20 protein-coding genes, 1 tRNA gene and 1 pseudogene are annotated in these 21,772 nt (G+C 47.9%); 3 read left to right on the top strand and 19 right to left on the bottom strand.

Annotation, left to right across the window (positions count from 1 at the left end):
* Positions 1-59: 59 nt before the first annotated feature.
* From dnaJ to BMY62_RS03990, 8 genes are all read right to left on the bottom strand, one after another.
* Positions 60-1,175 carry a molecular chaperone DnaJ gene (dnaJ, locus tag BMY62_RS04025; RefSeq protein WP_090656915.1) on the bottom strand — a complete coding sequence of 372 codons (1,116 nt, stop codon included), beginning with the start codon at positions 1,173-1,175 and terminating at the stop codon, positions 60-62.
* A 138-nt stretch (positions 1,176-1,313) separates the two neighbouring features.
* Positions 1,314-3,245, bottom strand: a complete 1,932-nt coding sequence (gene dnaK / locus BMY62_RS04020; RefSeq protein ID WP_090656913.1) for a molecular chaperone DnaK — start codon at positions 3,243-3,245, stop codon at positions 1,314-1,316.
* A 75-nt stretch (positions 3,246-3,320) separates the two neighbouring features.
* The gene (gene grpE, locus BMY62_RS04015) at positions 3,321-3,944 is read right to left on the bottom strand and encodes a nucleotide exchange factor GrpE (protein WP_090656912.1); all 624 of its coding nucleotides are present in this window, start codon (positions 3,942-3,944) and stop codon (positions 3,321-3,323) included.
* Between the two features lie 129 nt (positions 3,945-4,073).
* Positions 4,074-5,453 (bottom strand): adenylosuccinate lyase, encoded by a 1,380-nt coding sequence (gene purB, locus BMY62_RS04010; protein WP_090656911.1) that lies wholly within the window; start codon positions 5,451-5,453, stop codon positions 4,074-4,076.
* 208 nt (positions 5,454-5,661) lie between these two features.
* Positions 5,662-6,543: a hypothetical protein gene (locus BMY62_RS04005; protein ID WP_090656910.1), complete on the bottom strand. Its 882-nt coding sequence runs from the start codon at positions 6,541-6,543 to the stop codon at positions 5,662-5,664.
* Between the two features lie 74 nt (positions 6,544-6,617).
* On the bottom strand, positions 6,618-7,034 hold the full coding sequence (locus BMY62_RS04000; RefSeq protein WP_090656908.1) for a DUF4019 domain-containing protein: 417 nt from the start codon (positions 7,032-7,034) through the stop codon (positions 6,618-6,620).
* 78 nt (positions 7,035-7,112) lie between these two features.
* On the bottom strand, positions 7,113-8,192 hold the full coding sequence (mnmA, locus tag BMY62_RS03995) for a tRNA 2-thiouridine(34) synthase MnmA (protein WP_090656906.1): 1,080 nt from the start codon (positions 8,190-8,192) through the stop codon (positions 7,113-7,115).
* A 9-nt stretch (positions 8,193-8,201) separates the two neighbouring features.
* Positions 8,202-8,654, bottom strand: a complete 453-nt coding sequence (locus BMY62_RS03990) for an NUDIX hydrolase (RefSeq protein WP_090656904.1) — start codon at positions 8,652-8,654, stop codon at positions 8,202-8,204.
* Between the two features lie 376 nt (positions 8,655-9,030).
* Here BMY62_RS03990 and BMY62_RS03985 point away from each other — a divergent pair, with 376 nt between their 5' ends.
* From BMY62_RS03985 to BMY62_RS03975, 3 genes are all read left to right on the top strand, one after another.
* Positions 9,031-9,291, top strand: a complete 261-nt coding sequence (locus BMY62_RS03985; RefSeq protein WP_090656903.1) for a hypothetical protein — start codon at positions 9,031-9,033, stop codon at positions 9,289-9,291.
* Between the two features lie 142 nt (positions 9,292-9,433).
* On the top strand, positions 9,434-9,946 hold the full coding sequence (locus tag BMY62_RS03980; RefSeq protein WP_090656902.1) for a rhodanese-like domain-containing protein: 513 nt from the start codon (positions 9,434-9,436) through the stop codon (positions 9,944-9,946).
* Positions 9,947-10,118: 172 nt separating this feature from the next.
* Positions 10,119-11,078, top strand: coding sequence for a L,D-transpeptidase family protein (locus BMY62_RS03975; protein ID WP_090656901.1), 960 nt, complete (start codon positions 10,119-10,121; stop codon positions 11,076-11,078).
* Positions 11,079-11,108: 30 nt separating this feature from the next.
* Here the strand turns inward: BMY62_RS03975 and BMY62_RS03970 are convergent, their stop codons facing one another.
* From BMY62_RS03970 to BMY62_RS03915, 11 genes and pseudogenes are all read right to left on the bottom strand, one after another.
* On the bottom strand, positions 11,109-12,383 hold the full coding sequence (locus tag BMY62_RS03970) for an MgtC/SapB family protein (protein WP_090656900.1): 1,275 nt from the start codon (positions 12,381-12,383) through the stop codon (positions 11,109-11,111).
* Between the two features lie 11 nt (positions 12,384-12,394).
* Positions 12,395-14,161, bottom strand: coding sequence for a single-stranded-DNA-specific exonuclease RecJ (gene recJ / locus BMY62_RS03965; RefSeq protein ID WP_090656898.1), 1,767 nt, complete (start codon positions 14,159-14,161; stop codon positions 12,395-12,397).
* 72 nt (positions 14,162-14,233) lie between these two features.
* On the bottom strand, positions 14,234-15,079 hold the full coding sequence (locus tag BMY62_RS03960) for an HlyC/CorC family transporter (protein WP_090656896.1): 846 nt from the start codon (positions 15,077-15,079) through the stop codon (positions 14,234-14,236).
* 167 nt (positions 15,080-15,246) lie between these two features.
* Positions 15,247-15,717, bottom strand: a complete 471-nt coding sequence (gene ybeY, locus BMY62_RS03955; RefSeq protein ID WP_090656895.1) for an rRNA maturation RNase YbeY — start codon at positions 15,715-15,717, stop codon at positions 15,247-15,249.
* Positions 15,718-15,738: 21 nt separating this feature from the next.
* Positions 15,739-16,734, bottom strand: coding sequence for a PhoH family protein (locus tag BMY62_RS03950; protein ID WP_090656894.1), 996 nt, complete (start codon positions 16,732-16,734; stop codon positions 15,739-15,741).
* 73 nt (positions 16,735-16,807) lie between these two features.
* Entirely contained in the window at positions 16,808-18,136 is a 1,329-nt protein-coding gene (miaB, locus tag BMY62_RS03945; RefSeq protein WP_090656893.1) for a tRNA (N6-isopentenyl adenosine(37)-C2)-methylthiotransferase MiaB, read from the bottom strand.
* Positions 18,133-18,525, bottom strand: coding sequence for a hypothetical protein (locus BMY62_RS03940; protein ID WP_090656891.1), 393 nt, complete (start codon positions 18,523-18,525; stop codon positions 18,133-18,135). Before BMY62_RS03940 ends, miaB begins: the two co-directional genes overlap by 4 nt.
* 60 nt (positions 18,526-18,585) lie before the next feature.
* Positions 18,586-18,661: transfer RNA gene (locus BMY62_RS03935), tRNA-Met, on the bottom strand.
* Positions 18,662-18,811: 150 nt separating this feature from the next.
* Entirely contained in the window at positions 18,812-20,623 is a 1,812-nt protein-coding gene (gene typA / locus BMY62_RS03930; protein WP_090656887.1) for a translational GTPase TypA, read from the bottom strand.
* Positions 20,624-21,317: 694 nt separating this feature from the next.
* Entirely contained in the window at positions 21,318-21,620 is a 303-nt protein-coding gene (locus BMY62_RS03920; RefSeq protein ID WP_143058747.1) for a hypothetical protein, read from the bottom strand.
* Positions 21,617-21,772, bottom strand: a pseudogene (locus tag BMY62_RS03915) (IS5/IS1182 family transposase); the annotation flags it as partial. The pseudogene BMY62_RS03915 and the gene BMY62_RS03920, both read right to left, overlap by 4 nt.

Below are 21,772 nucleotides of genomic sequence, written 5' to 3'. Positions count from 1 at the left end.
TTTTTCTGCCGGACTCAACCGAATTCGGGCGGCAATATCCGCCATTTTAACCCAGCTGTTCAATCCGAGAAAAATTCGCGAGCTTTGTCCATCCATGATTTGGCACGCGGGCTGTGACGGGAGTTGTCCTTCTGGCTGATAGACTCGAGTTCCTCCAGCAGCTCTTTTTGCCGCGCAGTCAGTTTCACAGGAGTTTCGACAATCACATGACACAGCAGATCTCCCTTGTCGTGGCTTCGCACACCCTTGATACCTTTGCTCCGCAAGCGGAAAATTTTACCGGTTTGGGTTTCGGCAGGCACCTTGATTCGCGCATGCCCCTCAAGCGTCGGTACTTCGATTTCTCCACCCAAAGCGGCCGTTGTAAAACTGATGGGAATCTCGCAATGCAGATGATCGCCATCGCGTTGAAAAACCGGGTGTGACGCTAGATGAATCACAACATAAAGATCACCTGGCGGCCCACCATTAACACCTGCTTCGCCTTCGCCTGATACACGTATGCGGTCGCCCTCATCAACACCTGCCGGTATTTTCACGTTCAAGGTCTTATGCCGTTTCACCCGCCCGGTACCATGACAGGTACTGCACGGGTCTGTGATAATTTTACCGTTGCCATGACACTTCGGGCAGGTCTGCTGAATCGAAAAAAATCCCTGCTGCATTCTGACCTGGCCGTGACCGTGGCAGGTCGGACAGGTCTGGGGCTTGCTGCCCGGCTTGCTGCCTTCTCCATGACAAGTGTCACAGGTGTCCATGGTCGGGATGCGAATTTTTGTCTCAGTGCCGCGAGCTGCCTGTTCCAGAGAAATCTCCAAACTGTAACGTAAATCGGATCCTCTGTGTACACTGGAACGTCCGCCACGCCCGCCAAAAATATCGCCGAATATGTCGCCGAATGCCTCTGCAAAACCCTGAGCACTACCTGCCCCGGCACCGGCTGCATTGGTATCCACGCCGGCATGGCCAAACTGATCATAGGCGGCACGCTTATTCGGATCAGAGAGAATTTCGTAGGCATCCTTGGCTTCCTTGAATAATTCTTCAGATTTCACATTACCCGCATTACGGTCAGGGTGATGCTTCATCGCCAGCCTGCGATAGGCCTTTTTTATCGTACTGTCGTCAGCATCACGGTTGACACCAAGTATTTCGTAATAATCGCGCTTAGCCATGTCTAGTTTCTATTATCATATTGGTTCTGATATGTTGTTTCGAATTCATATCACTTTCTGAACAAATACCAAAACGCAGAGCGTGACAAGGAATTTTTCCTTTTCTCGCGCTCTGCGCCTGAAATACGGGATCAGTAGTTATTTTTTGTCTTTCACTTCCTCAAACTCAGCGTCGACAACATCTCCTTCTACAGATTTCTCGTCGTTTCCAGAAGACGATGTTCCTGCACCGGACTGCTGTGATTGCGGCTCCTGGCTCTGGTACATTTTTTCAGCCAGCTTGTGCGAAGCTTCTGTCAATGCCTGTGTTTTTGCATCGATCTCATCCTTGTCGTCAGACTTCAACGCCTCCTCTGCATCCTTAAGCGCATCTTCGATTTTGGATTTCTCCGTTTCATCCAGCTGGTCGCCATGTTCTTTCAGCGATTTCTTTACAGAGTGAATAATAGCGTCACACTGGTTGCGGCTGGAAACCAGTTCCAGGATTTTGTGATCTTCTTCTGCATGCGCCTCGGCGTCCTTAACCATACGTTCGATTTCTTCCTCCGACAAACCTGAACTGGCCTGAATCTTGATTTTGTTCTCCTTGCCAGTGGCCTTGTCTTTCGCCGATACATGCAATATCCCGTTGGCATCGATGTCAAATGCAACCTCAATCTGCGGCATTCCGCGCGGTGAAGGTGGAATATCCGTCAGATTGAACTGGCCCAGACTCTTGTTACCGGAAGCCATCTCGCGCTCACCCTGCAACACATGTATGGTAACTGCAGTCTGATTGTCCTCAGCAGTCGAGAAAACCTGTTGCGCTTTGGTCGGAATCGTCGTATTTTTCGGGATCAGCTTGGTCATCACACCGCCGAGCGTTTCAATACCGAGCGACAACGGAGTAACATCAAGCAACAGTACATCCTTGACATCACCCTGCAGCACACCGCCCTGAATTGCGGCGCCTACTGCAACTGCCTCATCCGGATTAACGTCCTTGCGGGGATCTTTGCCAAAAATCTCTTTGACTTTATCCTGGACTTTCGGCATCCGGGTCTGGCCACCAACCAGGATAACATCGTCAATTTCAGACGCCGTCACGCCTGCGTCTTTCATGGCAACACGGCAGGGTTCTACTGTGCGTTCAATCAATTCTTCAACCAGGCTTTCGAGTTTGGCGCGCGTAATTTTGATCGCCATATGCTTGGGTCCGCTTGAATCCGCAGTAATATATGGCAGATTTACTTCGGTCTGCTGGCTTGAGGACAGTTCGATTTTGGTCTTCTCCGCCGCATCCTTCAGACGCTGCAGTGCCAGCATGTCCTGCTTCAGATCAATGCCGGTTTCTTTTTTAAATTCTTCAACCAGATATTCGATAACGCGTGAGTCAAAATCCTCACCACCCAGAAAAGTATCGCCATTGGTCGCCAGCACTTCAAACTGATGCTCGCCTTCAACTTCAGCAATTTCGATTATCGAAATATCAAACGTGCCGCCGCCGAGATCGTAAACTGCGATCTTGCGGTCGCCTTCTTTTTTATCCAGGCCAAATGCCAATGCAGCAGCTGTCGGCTCATTAATGATCCGTTTAACTTCCAGACCGGCAATTTTACCAGCGTCCTTGGTGGCCTGACGCTGTGAATCATTAAAATACGCAGGGACAGTAATCACCGCTTCCGTAACCGGTTCGCCCAGATAATCTTCTGCGGTTTTTTTCATTTTCTTCAGCACCTGCGCAGATACCTCAGGCGGGGCTATTTTTTTGTCGCGCACTTCAACCCACGCATCGTTATTGCTGGCCTTGATAATTTTATAGGGCACCATTTTGATGTCTTTTTGTACCATTTTCTCATCAAAACGACGACCGATAAGCCGCTTTACTGCGAACAAGGTATTTTTGGGATTGGTAACGGCCTGACGCTTTGCCGAGGCGCCGACCAGAATCTCGTTGTCTTCAGTATAGGCAACGATTGACGGCGTCGTCCGCGTACCTTCGGAATTTTCTATCACCTTGGGTTTGCCGCTTTCCATTATCGCCACACAGGAATTGGTCGTACCCAGATCGATACCAATAATTTTTGCCATGTTTAAATCCTTATTATAAAACTGTCTATGAATTAATCAGATAAATGGAGATGCAATATTAAATTTCAAGGCTGATCAGGCTTCCTTTGCCTTGGAAACCGTCACAAGCGCAGGACGGATAACCCTGTCATGCAGCTTGTAGCCCTTTTGCATCACTTGTACCACTGTATTTGGCTCCTGCTCGGAATCGACGGTGCACATCGCCTGATGCTGATGTGGATCGAATTTCTCACCTGCCGGATCAATCACTGTAATATTGAACTTATTAAACACGGCCGTTAATTGTTTCTGTGTCAATTCCATACCGTTTTTGTAGTTTTCAACGCTGGCATTCTCAACTGCCAGTGCAGCTTCCAGACTATCCATGACCGTCAGCAATTCAGTAGAAAAATTCTCAACAGCATATTTGTGGGCATTTGCGACATCGCTCTGTGCACGCTTGCGAATATTTTCCGCTTCTGCTTTCGCGCGCATCCAGGCATCATGATGTTCTGCAGCCTTAATTTCAGCTGCTTTCAATAACTGCTCCAGATCAGGCTGCGTGCCTGCCTTCGCCTCTGCCTGCGTCTCACTCTCTCCGGCAACATGTGCTACCTGTATCGTTTCATCAACAGCTTCAGACCCATCAACATTATGATTATCTGTCGTATTTTCAGGTTCATTTGGTTGTGTATCCTGCGGATTCTGTGAATTTTGCATCGTTCCTCCTAATGATTATCAGGAGGTTATTGGGACTATTTCGTGGATTTCAAGGTTTTTTGAAAAAATTTTTTCCTCTCCGGTCAAAACAGGCTCTGACCGGATTGTCGTGCTGTTTTTTCCAGTCGTCTAGTCGGCCACTATTTTCTGTGCCAGTTCATAAGCCTTGCCCGTATAACTTTGCGGTGTCATGGCAAGCAAATGATTTTTTTCTGCTTCGGGAATTGGCAAATCACGTATAAACTGATGCAGCATTTCCCGGGTAATATCACGCCTGCCGCGTGTCAACGCCTTTAACTGTTCGTAGGGGTTCGCTATCGCATAGCGCCGCATGACCGTCTGGATCGGCTCGGCCAGCACCTCCCAGGCATTGTTCAGATCGTGCGATAACTGGTCCGGATTGGCTTCCAGCTTGTGCAACCCTTTAACACAGGAATCATAAGCAAGCAATGTATGACCCAGCGCGACACCCATGTTGCGCAACACAGTCGAATCCGTCAGGTCGCGTTGCCAGCGGGATACCGGCAGTTTTTCACTCAAATGTCTCAACAGAGCATTGGCAATACCCAGGTTTCCTTCGGCATTCTCAAAATCAATGGGGTTTACTTTGTGCGGCATGGTCGAGGAGCCGACTTCATCTGCTTTTGTTTTCTGTTTGAAGTAACCGAGTGAAATATATCCCCAGATATCGCGATTCATATCCAGCAAGATTGTGTTTATGCGCGCATATCCGTCAAACAGTTCCGCAATCGTGTCATGCGGCTCGATCTGGGTCGTATAGGGATTGAATGTCAGACCAAGCGATTCTACAAACGTACGCGCAAAATGTTCCCAGTCCAGTTCCGGGTACGCAGACAAATGCGCATTGTAATTTCCGACCGCTCCATTGATCTTGCCCAGTATGGCCACCGCTGAAAGCTGTTTTTTTGTACGTTGCAGGCGATAGACAAAATTGGCGATTTCCTTACCCAGCGTTGTCGGCGTTGCAGGTTGCCCATGTGTGCGCGCCAGCATCGGCATATCCGCCAGTTGATGCGCTAGCGCGGCCAGCTTGGCAATCATTGCATCCAAGGCAGGCAGCATGACTCTCTCAAGACTGTTCTTAAGCATCAAACCGTGCGACAGATTATTGATGTCCTCGGATGTACAGGCAAAATGGATAAAACCTGCCGCGTCCGATACTTCGTTATTATCAGCCAGCGCCTGCTTCAACCAGTACTCCACCGCCTTGACATCATGATTGGTTGTCGCCTCGATCGCTTTAATCGCCTCCGCATCTGACACCGAAAATTCCGCCACAAGCTGATCGAGCCGGTTGCAGGTTTCATTTGAAAACGGCGGCACCTCCGCGACCTTCGGTTCGTTGCTCAAAGCCATGATCCAGGCCACCTCCACCTGGACGCGAAAACGTATTAATGCGAACTCGCTGAAATACGATTGCAAAGAAGCAACTTTTTGCCGGTATCTGCCATCCAGTGGCGACAAAGCGGTAATCGGGGAACAGTGCATAACATCCTCATATCAGTCATTAGCTATGAAGAGGCGGATTTTAACATGGCACACGCTTCAACATGCCGCAAACCGACGCTGACGCTCACAGACGCTCAATATTTATCGGCAGCGTATATCCACGGCTCATAGTATGTATAAAGCATGCAGAGCATGCCGGATTTTAAGCAAACCTGTGTTAAAGCTGGCGCTTAGCGGCACGTGACCATCAGAAGCCGGAACCCAAATCCGTGCTCGGTACAAAACTGCCGTTGACATTGATCCAGGTTTCACCCGTGTACGCATCCGTAATAAAGGAAGCCGCGGTCGCAAAACAATCAGGCACACGCTGGCTGGTACTCGAAGAAACTGTTGAAACCGTAATCGGCGGATTGATACTGATACCCGGCACACTGGGTAAAGAAGAAAACTGGTTGGTCACATCAAAGCAGATGTTGCTGTTCACTACCAGATTGTCCGCATCCTCCTGGGCATTGATGATACAACTGGATGTATCCTGCGCGAATGTATCCAGCGGGTTCGGAAAACCGGGCAAATCGATTGTAATACCGGTCGTTTGAAATGAGGTTGTATTTACGGTACTCAGAACAGAAATCCCTGTCGGCTGCGGAGGCGCAAGCGGTTCACAGAAATTGGTATTTTCAGGAGAGTTCGGCAGGACTATACACTGTCCATTCGTCGTGATATTGACGACATTGCCATTCTGGGTAATCACCATACCCTGAGGAAGCTCAGCGGTGCTGTCACATGCAGGCACACTGCCATTACCACCGGTTCCCTGTATCTGGGACAACAGGCTGGGAAGAGTGGCTATAAACGTCGGACTGTCCGCACCCCATGGTCCACCCAGTACGTATACCTCATCATTTTTGATTCCAGTGTAAATTCCCGTTGACGGATAAAACCTGAATGCCCAGGGATCAATCATCTGTGTCGTTCGATGCTCTGGAAAAAGCTCGGGGTAATTATTTTCAGCCCAATTGAAAACTGTTTCAATTTCGTTTGTCGTCGCAGCGGCAACCGGATTGACGCTAAATAGCAGCCCCAGCAAACACGCTGCTGAGACCCAAGCCCTTGTGTATTGTTTCATCATAATCTCCTTGTAAAAACTCCATAAAAACAAACGGTATAGTATCAATTCCAGGACATCGGTACTGAATGGTTTTATTTAATCGCGTAGTCGGCAACCCGCCAGATAGCATCTTTTTCTTTTGCGAGGGTGACCGTTTCCAATGCCAGCGTCCGTTCCTTGAATGTCGTATAGAACTGGAGCACAACATACTCACCTTCCGGCAGACCGGACAGTTTTTTTGCCTGACCTGCGGTCGCAATATATCTGGCTTCCATTGCACCAAGCGGTTTTCTGATCTCACCGGCATTCTTGATCCAGGCGGATTCGGTCATTTTATTCCGAAAATGCTCAGATGAATTTTTCCAGCTTTCAACGTAACGCCCCTCATCATTCAAACCCAGCCATGCACGTGCACTGCTTTCAATTTCTTCGAGAAAATTCTGCTCCGATGCCGTGACTGTGCTTACAATCAGCATCAACATCCACAGCATCACCATTTGCTTCAGCATTCGATACCTCAACGAGTCGTTCAATAATAAAAGGATACAAAATAATTCCGATTTGAAACACAACGAATATCGGAAGAACTATTCGACTATGATGCCGCCCCCCAGACATACATTGCTTTCATAGACCACCACAGACTGTCCGGGTGTTACTGCCCATTGAGCCTGCGCAAAGTCAATCCGGCATTCTGCACCATTGAATTCAGCAATGGTACAGGGCGCATCTTTCTGGCGGTAACGGGTTTTGGCAGCATAAACCCAGTCACAATGTGGTTTTTCGCCACTAACCCAGGTCAAATCCGTTGCCGCAAGAGATGATTGCAATAAACTGGGGTGCTCGTGGCCCTGGACCACAATCAATGCATTCTTTTCCATGTTCTTGCCGCAAACGAACCAGGGCTCGTCGGTACCGTTGCGCGTCCCGCCGATGCCCAGGCCCTGTCTTTGCCCAATTGTATAGTACATGAGACCAAGATGTTTGCCGACGATATCACCGTCGGGTGTCTGAATACTGCCCGGCTCGTGCGGCAAATAACGGCTCAAAAATTCCCGGAATGGCCGCTCCCCAATAAAACAGATACCTGTGCTGTCTTTTTTGGCACTATTTGGCAGTTTCAGGCTGCTGGCGATCTTGCGCACTTCACGTTTATATAAATGGCCAATCGGGAACAATGTCCTGGCCAGCTGTTTTTGGTTCAGACGGTGCAGGAAATAACTCTGGTCTTTGGTGCCATCCTCTCCTTTAAGGAGTTGAAACGCACAGCCAAATGTTCTTATCTGTGCATAATGGCCTGTCGCTATATAATCAGCGCCCAATTGATGCGCATGGTCAAGAAAAGCCTTGAATTTGATCTCGGCATTACACAGCACATCAGGATTGGGGGTGCGCCCGGCTTTGTACTCGGCCAGAAAATTTGAAAACACCCTGTCCTTATACTCATCTGAAAAATTGACCGTTTCAATGGGAATATCCAGTATATCCGCTACGGAGACCGCATCCAGCAAATCCTGCCGCGAAGAGCAGTATGTGTCCGTATCATCCTCTTCCCAGTTTTTCATAAACAAACCGGTAACTGCATATCCCTGCTGCTTGAGCAGGTAGGCTGCAACCGAGGAATCAACACCACCCGACAAACCCACAATTACTTGCTTCTTTTTCATCACATCAAATCAGTTGTAATGCATCAATATCTCGAGTGGATAGCGCTTTCCTGCAGAAAAATCCTGAATACACTGTTTTACCAGCGGACTTCGATGGCGCATGATCAGTTCATCAATCTGCGGCATTGCATACCAGCTCGCCTTCACTATACATGCTTCCCGCACATAATCCGGGTCGAAATCCGAGACAAATCCTGAAAATGCGAAGCGCAGGTAAGTGGTATCATTGTCGCTGGAATGCCAGTGATATATACCCACCAGCCATTCGGGTGTAAACGTATAACCAGTCTCCTCAAGTGTTTCCCTAGCAACAGCCTGAACCAGCGACTCACCTGCTTCCAGATGACCGGCCGGCTGGTTTAATAATGGTACTGTCTCTGGTGACACGGTTTCTTCTACCAGCAGGAATTTGCCTTCTTGCTCAACGACAGCGGCAACGGTTACATTCGGTTTCCAAATCATTTTAGAGTAATGTGTAGTTAATAATCTGTGTACGTGTAAATACTAAATTCTATCTGTAATTTTTCAATTATCCGTCAAGTGTATCGTTTTTTGACACTCGGGACGGAATTTCTCCCTGACGCACAATCAACATTCCACCCGCAAATTCAACAAAGAACAACAGCCTAGACTGCAATTATATGGAGTGTTAATATTGCAAAAGCAAAATAAAAAAGTAAAATAGTTAGGTGATATTTTATATCTGTCATATTGTCGTGGCCTTTATGTTACGGTCATGATTAAGGTATTCAAGCTTTAGTTATGGCATATCGCATTACCTGGGCGCAACCAGACAGGGTAAAGTGATTTTAAAAATTAATTAAGGAGAGGAACTAAAATGAAAAAAATGGTAGTTGCTGCGTTTGCCGCATTGTTTATTTTTGGCTCAACAACCACAATGGCCAGTGGAAACCTGGAATCTGACCTGACCCCGGTTTCAGCTGAAGACATTTTGAACTGGATGAACTGCAAAGGCAAAAAGCCCACCGAAACGGTTAAAAGCATGACCAAAACCAAGGATGGGAAAATCGTCCGTGTAAAATGTGGAGATGCACAGAAAATTGTTGCTGATGCCAATATACCGGTTAGTGAATATTGATTTTCATACGGGTCTATATTTCCGGATATAGACCCGATTCAGAATCTATCTGAATACTCGTATTTTTTTTTCACACTGCTTTTGCCTTAAAAAACCACCCAAAAAATTCATTTTTTCTTTTCAGCATGGCAGTTGACCGGGTATGAGAACCATCGGATATATCACAGGTGTTTTTTTACTTGGATTGACTGGTCTGGTCATAGCATGCGCAGTCTCATCGGCAGTGTTCCTGAAAACTGCATATTCGCTGGTAGCAATCCAATTCGGCGATATTCCCACCATTTCCAATAAGTCGCTGCGCCCGTTATTAAACAAAGCAAATTCTGAACTTGTACTCGTTGATGTACGCACACCGGAAGAGCGCCGCATTTCTGTAATACCGGGCGCTATCACCAAGGATGATTTCGAGGAAAATCCCGCCAAATACCAAAACCGGACGGTTGTTGTTTATTGTACGATTGGTTACCGCAGTGGGCAGTATACCCGTCAACTGCGACAGCAGGGCCTTGATGCTTACAACCTGAGCGAAGGAATTCTGGGTTGGGCACATATCGATGGCCGGTTAGTCAACGATCAACAACAAACCACCAGACAGGTTCACGTGTATAGCCGGCCATGGAATCTGGCTGTAAAAAACCATACCGTAATTTATTAGTGCATCAGGCATTGAATATTTAGTTACTTGGCATTCACTATCATACAAGGACTCTTTCAGTTGTTTTAAAGTATCAGCGTAAAGCCGATTCTATTCACCTGTTTTAAACTAAAAATATCAGTTATTATTCGGCCTGTAACGATCTACTTCGAAAGAACAGGCAAAATAACACATGGTTAGAATCTTTTTACTGTTTTTCACCTTTGTTATCCATTGCGCGAATACGACCGCGCACGCTGAAACATGGGTCCTGCCTCCTGAGGATATCGATATTTTTGGCCAGATACGCACAACTCAGGCTGGCCGCACAGATACGCTGCTGGATATTGCGCGCATGTATGACATTGGCCAAACTGAGATTGTACTGGCCAACCCCGCTGTCGACCGCTGGATGCCTGAAGATGGTTCGACAGTGATTTTACCCAGCAGGCATATATTCCCCATGGCTGAACGCAGGGGGCTCGTCCTGAATCTACCGGAAATGCGTTTATATTATTTCCCGACACCGGTAAAAGGTGAAAAGCCTGTGGTCATGACATTTCCGATCGGTATTGGCAGAATGGATTGGGAAACGCCGCTTGGCATATCACGAATTACCGAGAAAAAAAAGGACCCAACCTGGACACCTCCGGAATCCATCAAGAAAGACCGAATTGCCAATGGCGAACCGCCACTTCCCAATGTCGTGCCACCTGGGCCTGACAATCCACTGGGTCGCTACGCCATGCGGCTGAGCATTGGTTCGGGCAGTTACCTTATTCACGGTACGGTAAAACCATACGGCGTTGGCATGCGTGTATCGTCAGGCTGCATCCGCCTGTATCCGGAAGATATCGAACACCTGTTTGACAAGGTTCCGGTCGGAACCCAGGTGAATATTGTCAATCAGCCAATCAAATTGGGCTGGCTTCTCAACCAGCTATATATCGAGCTGCATCCGCCATTGGAAGAAGACGAAGCAAAGTATTCCGACTATCAGCAAAGTGTCTTTGATGCCATCAACGAATTTCTGGCAGACAAAAGAAGTCAAAAGAACCTCTCGAGCAATTTTGAAATCGATCATGAAACATTGAAACAGGCAATCCGGGAAAAAAAGGGTATTCCTGTTCTCATTTCGCGCACTCAGGCTTAATCTGATAGCTATAGCCACACCAAAATACAGTTACAAAACAAGTACAATCAGCGCCAACCCGATACCTGCAGCTGTGGCGAGCATGCCGGTTGCGCAACGCCAGACAATGAATGAGTTGCCGATAAAAGCAATCAGGCCAATCTTAAAAGCAATATTGGATATGATACCCAGAGAAATAGCGGTTACCGTTTCTGCTGCTTCAAGCTTGCCCAGTTCAAACAAACGCAGGCTGGTCAGTGTAATGGCATCGACATCCGTCAAACCGGAAACGAGTGCAACAGCATACAAGCCGTGAACGCCGGCCACATCGGATAACCATGCCGCCAGAAACAACACAATGGCATACAATACGCCGAACCCTGCAGCTGTGCGCAACTCTGTCGGGTTATTGATTTCCGGGACGGGCATATCGCTATGTTCACGAAGCCGATACCACCAGTATAGAGTGACACCAATACCTAACAATAAACCGGCCCCCAGTACCGGCAGCAGCTGCGGCAATATATTGACCGAGACGACTGAACTGACGAGCGCCAGACGGATCAGCACGGTCAGGTTGGCAATTAAAATAACTACAATTGCCAACTGCACGAAACATTGACTGTTGCTGCTCAGTCTTGTGTATACAAGGGTGGTTGCCGTACTGGAGACCAGACCACCGAGCAAACCCAGCAATACCGCACCATGACGTTCCCCTAACAATCGCAACGCCACATAACCTGACAGACTGACACCAGAAATCAATACCACCATCAGCCATATCTGATACGGATTTAAAGCCTGATAAGGGCCGTATTCCTCATCGGGCAATATAGGAAGAATAATAAACGTCAGTACTGCAAACTGCAAAATTGAAACCAGATCACGCCGCCCCAGATTCTGGGTAATACCATGCAGTTCTGCTTTGAAATACAACAATATCGTAGCAATAATGGCCAGCATGACTGCCAGGGTTGTATCGCCATACCAGACAATGGCCCCCAAACCGTAACATATTGCAATTGCAACAACAGTCGTTGTGCCCGGATCAGTGGTGCTGTCGGCGTTCGTGCGAACATAGGCTGTAATAGTCATTATTCCCACAATCAGCAACCCGCCCACTAGGAACCAGGGCGCACCTGTTTTTTCCGACAACATGGCGGCGAGTGTGCCAAACATCGCAGCCAGCGCAAATGTCCTCACTCCCGCTTTTGCAGCTGAACTGCGCTCTCGTTCAATACCAATCAGCAAACCTATTGCCAGACTTGTCACAAAGTGTGGCAGATGAAATAATTCACTGCCCTGAAATAATTCTTCTAAATTCATGCCATGTCATATTAACCGATTGACTTTGCTTCCGCTTGTGACCAGTGTTCAAGCAATAATTGAAGCATCGTTCTGCCATTAAACTCGTTGATCTGTAACCGGTACACTGCGTTGATTACATCGGGCAGTAAATCATTATGAAAAAACAATATTGCATCATAACTGATACCGCTGGTTAAATCCTGTGCAGGCATGCTGCCTGAGGGCATTTTTCTAAGCTTTAATTTCAAATGCTTTTCTCCTACTACCCGTTGACTTTCAACATAAAAACCAGCATTAAAAGTCGGCTGAGGAAACCCCTGCCCCCAGACCTGACGAGTCAGGTGCTGCGCCAGCTCCATATTCATGTCCGACTCATCCAGTTCGCCATCCGTTTCAATGACACGCGTCAGGTCCGCTTCGGTCAGCAGGGACTGGGCGATTGTTTCAAAAGCTTCACAGAACTGCACAAAACGTTCTGCAACAATCGTCAGGCCGGCGGCTGCAGCATGACCGCCAAATTTCACAATGATCTCAGGATAACGTTTAGCAACCAGATCCAGTGCGTCGCGTAAATGAAATCCTGGTATCGAACGTCCGGAACCTTTCATCTCGCCGTCATTTCCCGGCGCAAAAATAATAACCGGTCGGTGGTATCTGTCTTTGATACGAGACGCCAGAATACCGATTACACCCTGATGCCAGCTTTGATCAAACAGGCATACGCTGTAAGCAGACTGAATCCGCGCACTCTCGGCGTGCAGCGAACTTTCAAGCTTGGACAATGCGCTATCCTGCATATTCGACTCGATTTCACGTCGGCGCACATTGAGCGCATCCAGTTGCCGCGCCATTTGCTCAGCAGCGCCGGCATCGTCTGTAATCAGGCACTCGATTCCCAGTGACATATCATCGAGTCGCCCGGCAGCATTCAGTCTGGGCCCGAGAATGAATCCCAGATCATACGTAGATGTCTGCTGTACTTTGCGTCCCGCAATTTTTAGCAGCGCATTAATTCCTGAGCAGGCAAGGCCGGCCTGAATCCGCCTCAAACCCTGCTGAACGAGGATGCGATTATTATCATCGAGCTTGACAACGTCAGCTACCGTACCAAGCGCAACCAAATCCAGAAAACCGGCAAGTTTGGGTTCCTTGTCTGTGTCGAAGGCGCCCCTTTGACGAAATTCGGCGCGCAGTGCCAGCATTAGATAAAAAATCACGCCAACACCGGCGATATGTTTACTTGGAAATGGACATCCGGGTTGATTGGGATTGATAATGGCGGTCGCTTCGGGTAGCTCATCGCCGGGTAAATGGTGGTCGGTAATAAGTACCTGCATTCCCAGCGCTTTTGCCGCCTGTACGCCATCGATACTGGCTATCCCGTTATCCACGGTGATCAGTATGTCAGGCCGCGACGTGGTATATGCAAGATCAACAATCTCGGGCGTCAGGCCATAACCATATTCAAACCGGTTCGGCACCAGATAACCGACATCGGCACCCATCATGCGCAATATCCGGATTCCAACGGCGCAGGCAGTTGCGCCATCAGAATCATAATCGGCAATGATAAGCAGGCGCTTTCTGGCCTTGATCGCGTCAGCCAGCAAGCCTGCCATCAAGTGAATGTTTCTGATTTGATCGAATGGCAGCAGACGCGCCAGCGCCATCTCTAGCTGCGCCGAATGACCGATGCCACGTGCTGCGTAAATACGCGCCAGAACCGGTGGCAATCCATCACGGTGCAGTGACTCAAACGCCTGGGAATCATAGGTACGTGTAGTAATTTTTGGCATCTACCAGTCTTCATCATTCACGCTTCAGGAAAGCGTTGATCGCGTTTCAAAAAAACGGGGAGTATTAACTGCCTAAGCAACCGACTCAGATTCTGGCGGCAATTTCTCGACTTTCAGGATATGCAGCCTGCGGCTGTCTGCACGCAGCACCGTAAATTTAATATTATCGATGACAACGGATTCGCTCCGGTTTGGCAACCGACCGAATTTACTGAGAACGAGACCGCCGACTGTATCAAAATCATCATCGCTGAAATTGGCCCCCACGATCTCGTTGAAATTGTCTATCTCCGTGATCGCCTTGATCCGGTAACTGCCAGTCTGCTCCTGTACGATATTATCTTCGTCTTCATCAAAATCATATTCATCTTCGATTTCACCGACGATCTGCTCGAGCACGTCTTCGATAGTAATCAATCCCGCAACACCTCCGTACTCATTGACGACAATTGCAATATGATTCCGGTTTTTACGAAAATCTTTGAGCAATATATTGAGCCGCTTTGATTCGGGAATGAACACAGCCGGACGCAGCATATCGCGCAGATTGAATGCTTCTTCACCCGCATAGTAGCGCAGCAAATCCTTGGCCAGCATGATACCGATAACGTTGTCCTCGCTTCCCTCGGTGACAGGAAACCGCGAGTGCGCGGTTTCTATCACAAACGGAATAATTTCTTCGGGTGTCTGACCGATATCGATAACATCCATTTGAGAGCGTGGAATCATGATATCGCGTGCCTGCATTTCTGACACCTGCATGACACCCTCAATCATGCTGAGCGCATCCGAGTCAAGCAAGTTTCGTTCAAAAGCTGAATGCAATAATGCGATCAACTGCTTCCGGTCTTCCGGTTCACGCATGAGCATTGCGCCAACACGCTCAAGCCAACCCGTTTTAGGCCAGGGATCATCCATATTTGATTGCTATCTGATTGTTAAAGTATATATTACAGGTTGCCCGATAATTAGTCGTGTTTATCGCTACCACCATAAAGCAGATTCAGAATGTTTATTTATCCGGCACGAAAATCATTCTTTGCGTATCACTCGTACGATTCGATCCTTGCAACGGTATTCGAAAATCAATTTGAAACAGCCACCTCGCTTGATACTACATAGGGATTCTGGACACCCAGCGATGCGAGAATCTGGATTTCTCTGCCTTCCATGTGCTGCGCATCATTCTCATCAATATGATCATAACCTTGCAGATGTAATACGCCATGAACGGTCATATGCGCATAATGCGCCATCAACGGTTTATGCTGTTGCAGCGCCTCCCGTTCAATCACCGGCGCGCACAACACAATGTCGCCGGACAGCGGATCGGTATCGTCATAAACAAAGGTTAATACGTTAGTCGCGTAATCTTTGCCGCGATAACGGCAATTCAAATCACGACCTTCAGCGATATTCACCACACGGATTGTAATCTCTGCCTCCCGTTCAAGTGCAAGCTTCGTCCAGCGTCTGAACTGTGTACGTGTTGGTAATGTTTTCTCAATCGCTCGACCGACCGCAAATTGCACGTCAAGTTGGAAAGATTGCTGCATCGTCAATTGAATAATACGTAATTATTCGCCATCTTTGTGTTTTAAATCATGCTTCTCATATGCATTAACGATACGTTGAACGAGTGGATGCCTGACAACATCTTCTGAATCAAACTGGGTAAATGCAATGCCCCGTATATCCTTCAATACCTGCCTGACTTCCGCCAGACCACTTTTCTGATGCTTGGGCAGATCAATCTGGGTAACATCGCCGGTAATCACAGCCTTGGAGCCGAAACCTATACGCGTCAGAAACATTTTCATTTGTTCCGGCGTGGTATTCTGCGCTTCATCCAGAATGATAAATGACTGATTCAATGTGCGGCCACGCATAAAAGCCAACGGTGCTATTTCAATTACCTGACGATCAAATTGCTTGCTGGTCTTGTCAAACCCCATCAGATCATACAGTGCATCATACAGCGGACGGAGATAGGGATCCACTTTCTGCGTCATATCACCTGGCAGAAAGCCCAGTCGTTCACCGGCTTCGACTGCGGGCCTGACCAGAACCAGACGCGACACCTGTTCCCGTTCCAGCGCATCGACCGCACTGGCAACAGCCAGATAAGTTTTTCCGGTACCCGCCGGTCCGATGGCAAAAGTTATATCATGATTCTGAATTTGCTGAAGATATTGCGTCTGCCGCTGCGTGCGCCCATACAAGCCAGTCCGCCGGGTCTTAAGCGCCGGTGACGCCTTTTCCATATCGGAAGTATCGTCTTCGCTGATTCGAGTATGATTCCTCCAGGGATTCTTGGCCTCAATCAGACCGAGCTGAATCTGTTCACGACTCAGATGCTGGCGGGATTGATTGTAAAAACGACGTAGTACCTGTGCTGCCAGTTGTGTCTGGTCAGAGGCACCTTGTAAGCTGAAATGCTCGCCACGGCGGGAAATGGTTACATCAAGCGCGGTTTCAAGCTGTTTCAGGTTCTCGTCAAGCGCTCCGCACAAGTTTGCCAGCCGTTGATTGTCTGCGGGGGTAAATGAAATTTCTATGGGCTTTTGTTTCAAGGTCAGGTACTGCTGTTAAGACAATCCAATTCTCTCAGCAGAATGCAAACTTTGCAAGTAAAATGCACGCGATTTATCCATCCAATACTTCACCACGCAGAGAATGTGACAATGCATCGGTAATACGAACGTCAATAAACCGGCCGATCAACGCTTTATTTCCGGCAAAATTAACGACGCGGTTATTATCCGTTCTGCCAAAAATTTCGCTGTTATCTTTCTTGGAAAAGCCTTCAACCAGAATGCGTTGCTTACTGCCGACCATACGCTGACTGATTTTCCGGGATTGCTGATGGATTTGCGACTGCAAGCGCTGAAGCCGTTCCAGTTTGACTGAATGCGGGGTGTCATCAGGCAAATCTGCAGCAGGCGTACCCGGGCGGGCGCTGTAAATAAAACTGAATGAATCGTCAAAATTGACTTCCTCAACGAGATTCATCGTCGCTTCGAAGTCACTTTCTGTTTCGCCGGGGAAGCCGACGATAAAATCGGATGACAGTGAAATTTCCGGCCGCATCGTCCTCAGCCGACGAATAATTGATTTATATTCAAGCACGCTGTACCCACGCTTCATTACAGCCAGCATGCGATCAGAGCCGGACTGCACCGGCAGATGCAAATGGCTGACCAGTTTGGGCAACGCGCTGTATGCTTCGATCAAGCGCGCAGTAAACTCCTTTGGATGTGAAGTGGTATACCGAATACGTTCAATACCGGGAATATCGTGGATACATTCAAGCAGCAAGGTAAAATCTGCGATATCGCCGTCATCCATCACGCCCAGATAAGCATTGACATTCTGTCCGAGCAGTGTAATTTCCTTGACGCCCTGGTCTGCAAGCACGGCAATGTCGGTTAATACGTCAATCAGCGGTCTGGACACTTCTTCACCGCGTGTATACGGCACTACACAGAAACTGCAGTATTTGCTGCAACCTTCCATAATAGATACAAAAGCTGTCGCACCCTCGGTACGTGCTGGCGGCAGATGATCGAATTTCTCAATTTCTGGAAACGTAATATCCACCTGGGACAGTCCGGTTGTTTTGCGCTGTTCTATCATCTCCGGCAGCCTGTGCAATGTCTGCGGGCCGAAAACAATATCAACAAACGGTGCCCGGCTGATAATTGCTTTTCCTTCCTGGCTGGCAACGCAACCGCCGACGCCGATGAGAAGATCCGGATTCTTCGCTTTCAAATGCTTGACACGTCCAAGATCGTGAAAAACCTTTTCCTGCGCTTTTTCTCTTACCGAGCAGGTATTAAACAGGATCAGATCCGCCTGCGCCGGATCGTCGGTTGGCTCCATACCATGTGCAGCATGCAGCACATCGGCCATCTTATCCGAGTCGTACTCGTTCATCTGGCAGCCAAAAGTTTTGATATAAAGTTTGTTGCTCACTGAAAGAATGGAATAGAAAATTTTTTTTGTGGATTTTGTTTTTTAAGCAGCTTTTCCTCTTCCTGCGCCAGTTGAGTCTCTTCCGGCGTCAAGAACCAGACGCGATGCAATAACCCCATATTGTCCATCTGATACCGAATATAGCCTTTATGATCTTTTTTCGTCAGCATCGGCGGCATGACCAGCAGGTTGTGTCTGTCCCGGATTTGCCCGCCAGCGCCCATTATCAAAGTTACCTTGTCGATTTTAAATTCGGGATACGAATGGGACTTCAACTTGCCAAATCTACTGTCTACGGGAAAGCTTCTGGCAACTTGCGCATAGCCATTACTGATTACAAATACCAGCCCGATCATGAGAATGCACTTCAGCGCGCGCTTTTTGTTCATGCTGTTCAGAACACTCAATCCAAGACGTTCAAGCGTTTAAATTCAAAAGATACTACCGGATGGTGGCGAATCAGGGATTTGAACCCCGGACCAACGGATTATGATTCCGCTGCTCTAACCACTGAGCTAATTCGCCACACCTAAAGACAAGAGGCAGCATTTTGCCTATGAGCAGTTAGCTTGTCAAGACCAAACACGTGAAATGACAAGGGCTTATCTGCCATGTACTTCCAGCTTAACAAGTTTTCCGTACACAATTCGGACTCGTGTGATTCCAATTGGTTCCTCAGGCAGCCGCACGTGATGCACGTTTGCGCTCATGCTCAAGCAGTAATTTCTTGCGGATACGTATGGTTTTTGGTGTTATTTCAACAAGTTCATCATCAGCAATAAACTCAATAGCCGATTCCAGCGTCAACTGTATTGGTGGCGTCAAAACAACGGCCTCGTCACTACCCGATGCACGAAAATTAGTCAGCTGCTTGCCCTTGATGGGGTTTACAACCAGATCATTGTCCCGGCTGTGAATGCCAATCACCATACCCTCATACAAACGATCACCCGGATTGACAAACATTCGGCCGCGATCCTGAAGCTTCCATAGCGCATAAGCTACCGCCTCTCCATGCTCGCCTGAAATCAGCACGCCGTTACGGCGTGGCGGAATCTCTGAACGCATCGGCGCGAATTCATCGAAAACATGACTGATCAAACCAGTGCCACGCGTCATTGTCATGAACTCCGACTGAAAACCGATCATGCCGCGCGCGGGAATGCGGTAATCAAGGCGCACACGCCCTTTACCATCCGAAACCATATCTTGTAACTCACCGCGCCGTTCGCCGAGTGCTTCCATCACAGTACCCTGGTGTCCCTCCTCGACATCGACCGTCAACATCTCAAACGGCTCACACTTTTCACCGTCGATTTCGCGCACCACCACCCGCGGGCGTGATACCGCCAGCTCATAACCTTCACGCCGCATATTCTCGAGCAAAATCGTCAAATGCAGCTCGCCCCGGCCCGAGATCAGAAAAGCATCGGTATCGCCCGTTTCTTCCATGCGCATGGCAACGTTGGTCAGCAATTCTTTCTCCAGCCTTTCGCGTAGTTGCCGACTGGTCACAAATTTTCCTTCCTGTCCGGCAAATGGCGATGTGTTGACCTGAAACGTCATTGATATTGTGGGCTCATCCACCATACTGATCGGTAGCGCCTCCGGTTGATCAATATCGGCAATGGTTGTCCCGATACTGAGTTCTTCAATGCCGTTGATCAGCACAATATCGCCCGCCAGCGCCTCACTTACCTGTTCACGTTCAAGTCCCCGGAAACAAAGCACCTGGTTGATTTTCTTTTTCGCTTTGTTATCACCCGTCATCACCATGACCTCCTGACCGGGTTTCAATCTTCCACGCCGAATGCGTCCGACACCGATACGCCCGACAAAACTGGAATAATCCAACGTGCTGATCTGTAACTGCAGCGGTCCGTCCGGATCGCCCTCGGGGGCGCTGACATGTTTAATGATGGTGTCAAACAATGGGCGCATATTATCACCCGGTTCGGCACCATCCAACGAGGCATAGCCGTTCAATGCCGAGGCATATACCACCGGGAAATCAAGCTGAACATCATTGGCACCCAGTTTATCGAACAGATCAAATGTCTGATCAATGACCCAGTCCGGACGAGCGCCCGGTCGATCCACCTTGTTAACGACTACAATAGGATTCAATCCAAGCGCGAGCGCTTTTTTGGTCACAAAACGCGTCTGGGGCATTGGTCCTTCCACGGCATCCACCAGCAACAATACACCATCGACCATCGACAATACGCGCTCGACTTCACCGCCGAAGTCCGCGTGCCCTGGTGTATCAACAATATTGATATGGCATCCCTCGTAATCAATCGCGCAGTTCTTGGACAGGATTGTTATTCCGCGTTCACGCTCCAGGTCGTTCGAATCCATCACCCGCTCGGAAACCTGTTGATGCGCAGCAAATGTCCCCGCCTGATGCAATAGCTTGTCAACCAGTGTTGTTTTGCCATGATCCACGTGGGCAATGATCGCGATATTACGGATAGAGCGAGACATACAATAATTCCTCAAAAATAAAGCTGTTACAGATGATTTACTGGGGTGGAATTATACCAGTCGAAGACAGGTGAGGCCAATGCGTATTAAATACTTATGGCAAGACACAACGAAGTTACAAAAAACATATCTGGGAAAGTGTACAGGCAAAACCGAGCTAGCAGTTCAAACAGTTCAAACCTTGTCCTTTACTCTCTCACTGGTTGTCACAGAGCTTCACATGGAATACCTGGCGTGATTTGTCATCAGACTTCTTCTGCGTCAGTATCCAGTTACCACCTCCTGTCATTTTTTCACTCAATTCATAATTAATTGAGTTAGAACCGAGCTTCTTTGCAAGATACGCTTTTACTTGATGCTTGGTGTGGACCAAACAGAACTATTAAATCTGTCCAGTGCAGTGAACCTTTGTATTTTCTACCAAACTTTTTACCCATTCTGCTGGAGGCAAAATTTACTAGCGCGACCCATTACCTGGCTTGAAAATTAATGCGTAAAAACTCAGCCCTATTCCAACAAAGCCAATTATGAAACCTATATATATAAGTAGTTTGCCAAATATATAAAAATCAAGAATGAATAAAATAAAACCTACTATAACTATTAAAAGGCCAACTACGCCAATCTTTAGTAACTGTAATTTCCAAGGAGCTACATTTTTTAGTAGATAATTCATTTCGAATCTCACCGCTGATTAGTTGAAACAGAAAGTTCTTGAAAAACAACTAATGACCCCACCAGCGCCACCAATACCAATACCAATACCAATGATACCTTTCAGGAGTGAATTTCCTCCCTCACCATCAGTAGTAATAGAACCACTACCAGCAATACCTGCTCCACCTTCTACAAAAACACCACCCGCCTGAGTGATACCTTCACATAATGATCCAGTACCGATACTTCCGCTAATACCCAGGTTACCAAATAAACCCACGCCAAATGTTGAGCAAATCTGTGTAACCAAGCAGATTTGCTCACTAGATAGTGTCGTCATGAGATACTAGCCCAAATAGCGATGCACCGTATATGGACAGCCGCCAGAAACGATGCAGCATTCTTTGCGTATCGTGTTGCAATGCCTCTCCAACGCTTCAGATGTAAGAATGCATTTTCCACTAAATGTCGATATTGGTATAAGTTTTTATC

The organism is Nitrosomonas marina (assembly GCF_900111605.1).
GTDB lineage: Bacteria > Pseudomonadota > Gammaproteobacteria > Burkholderiales > Nitrosomonadaceae > Nitrosomonas > Nitrosomonas marina_A.
This window is presented reverse-complemented; position numbering and strand designations above follow the sequence as displayed.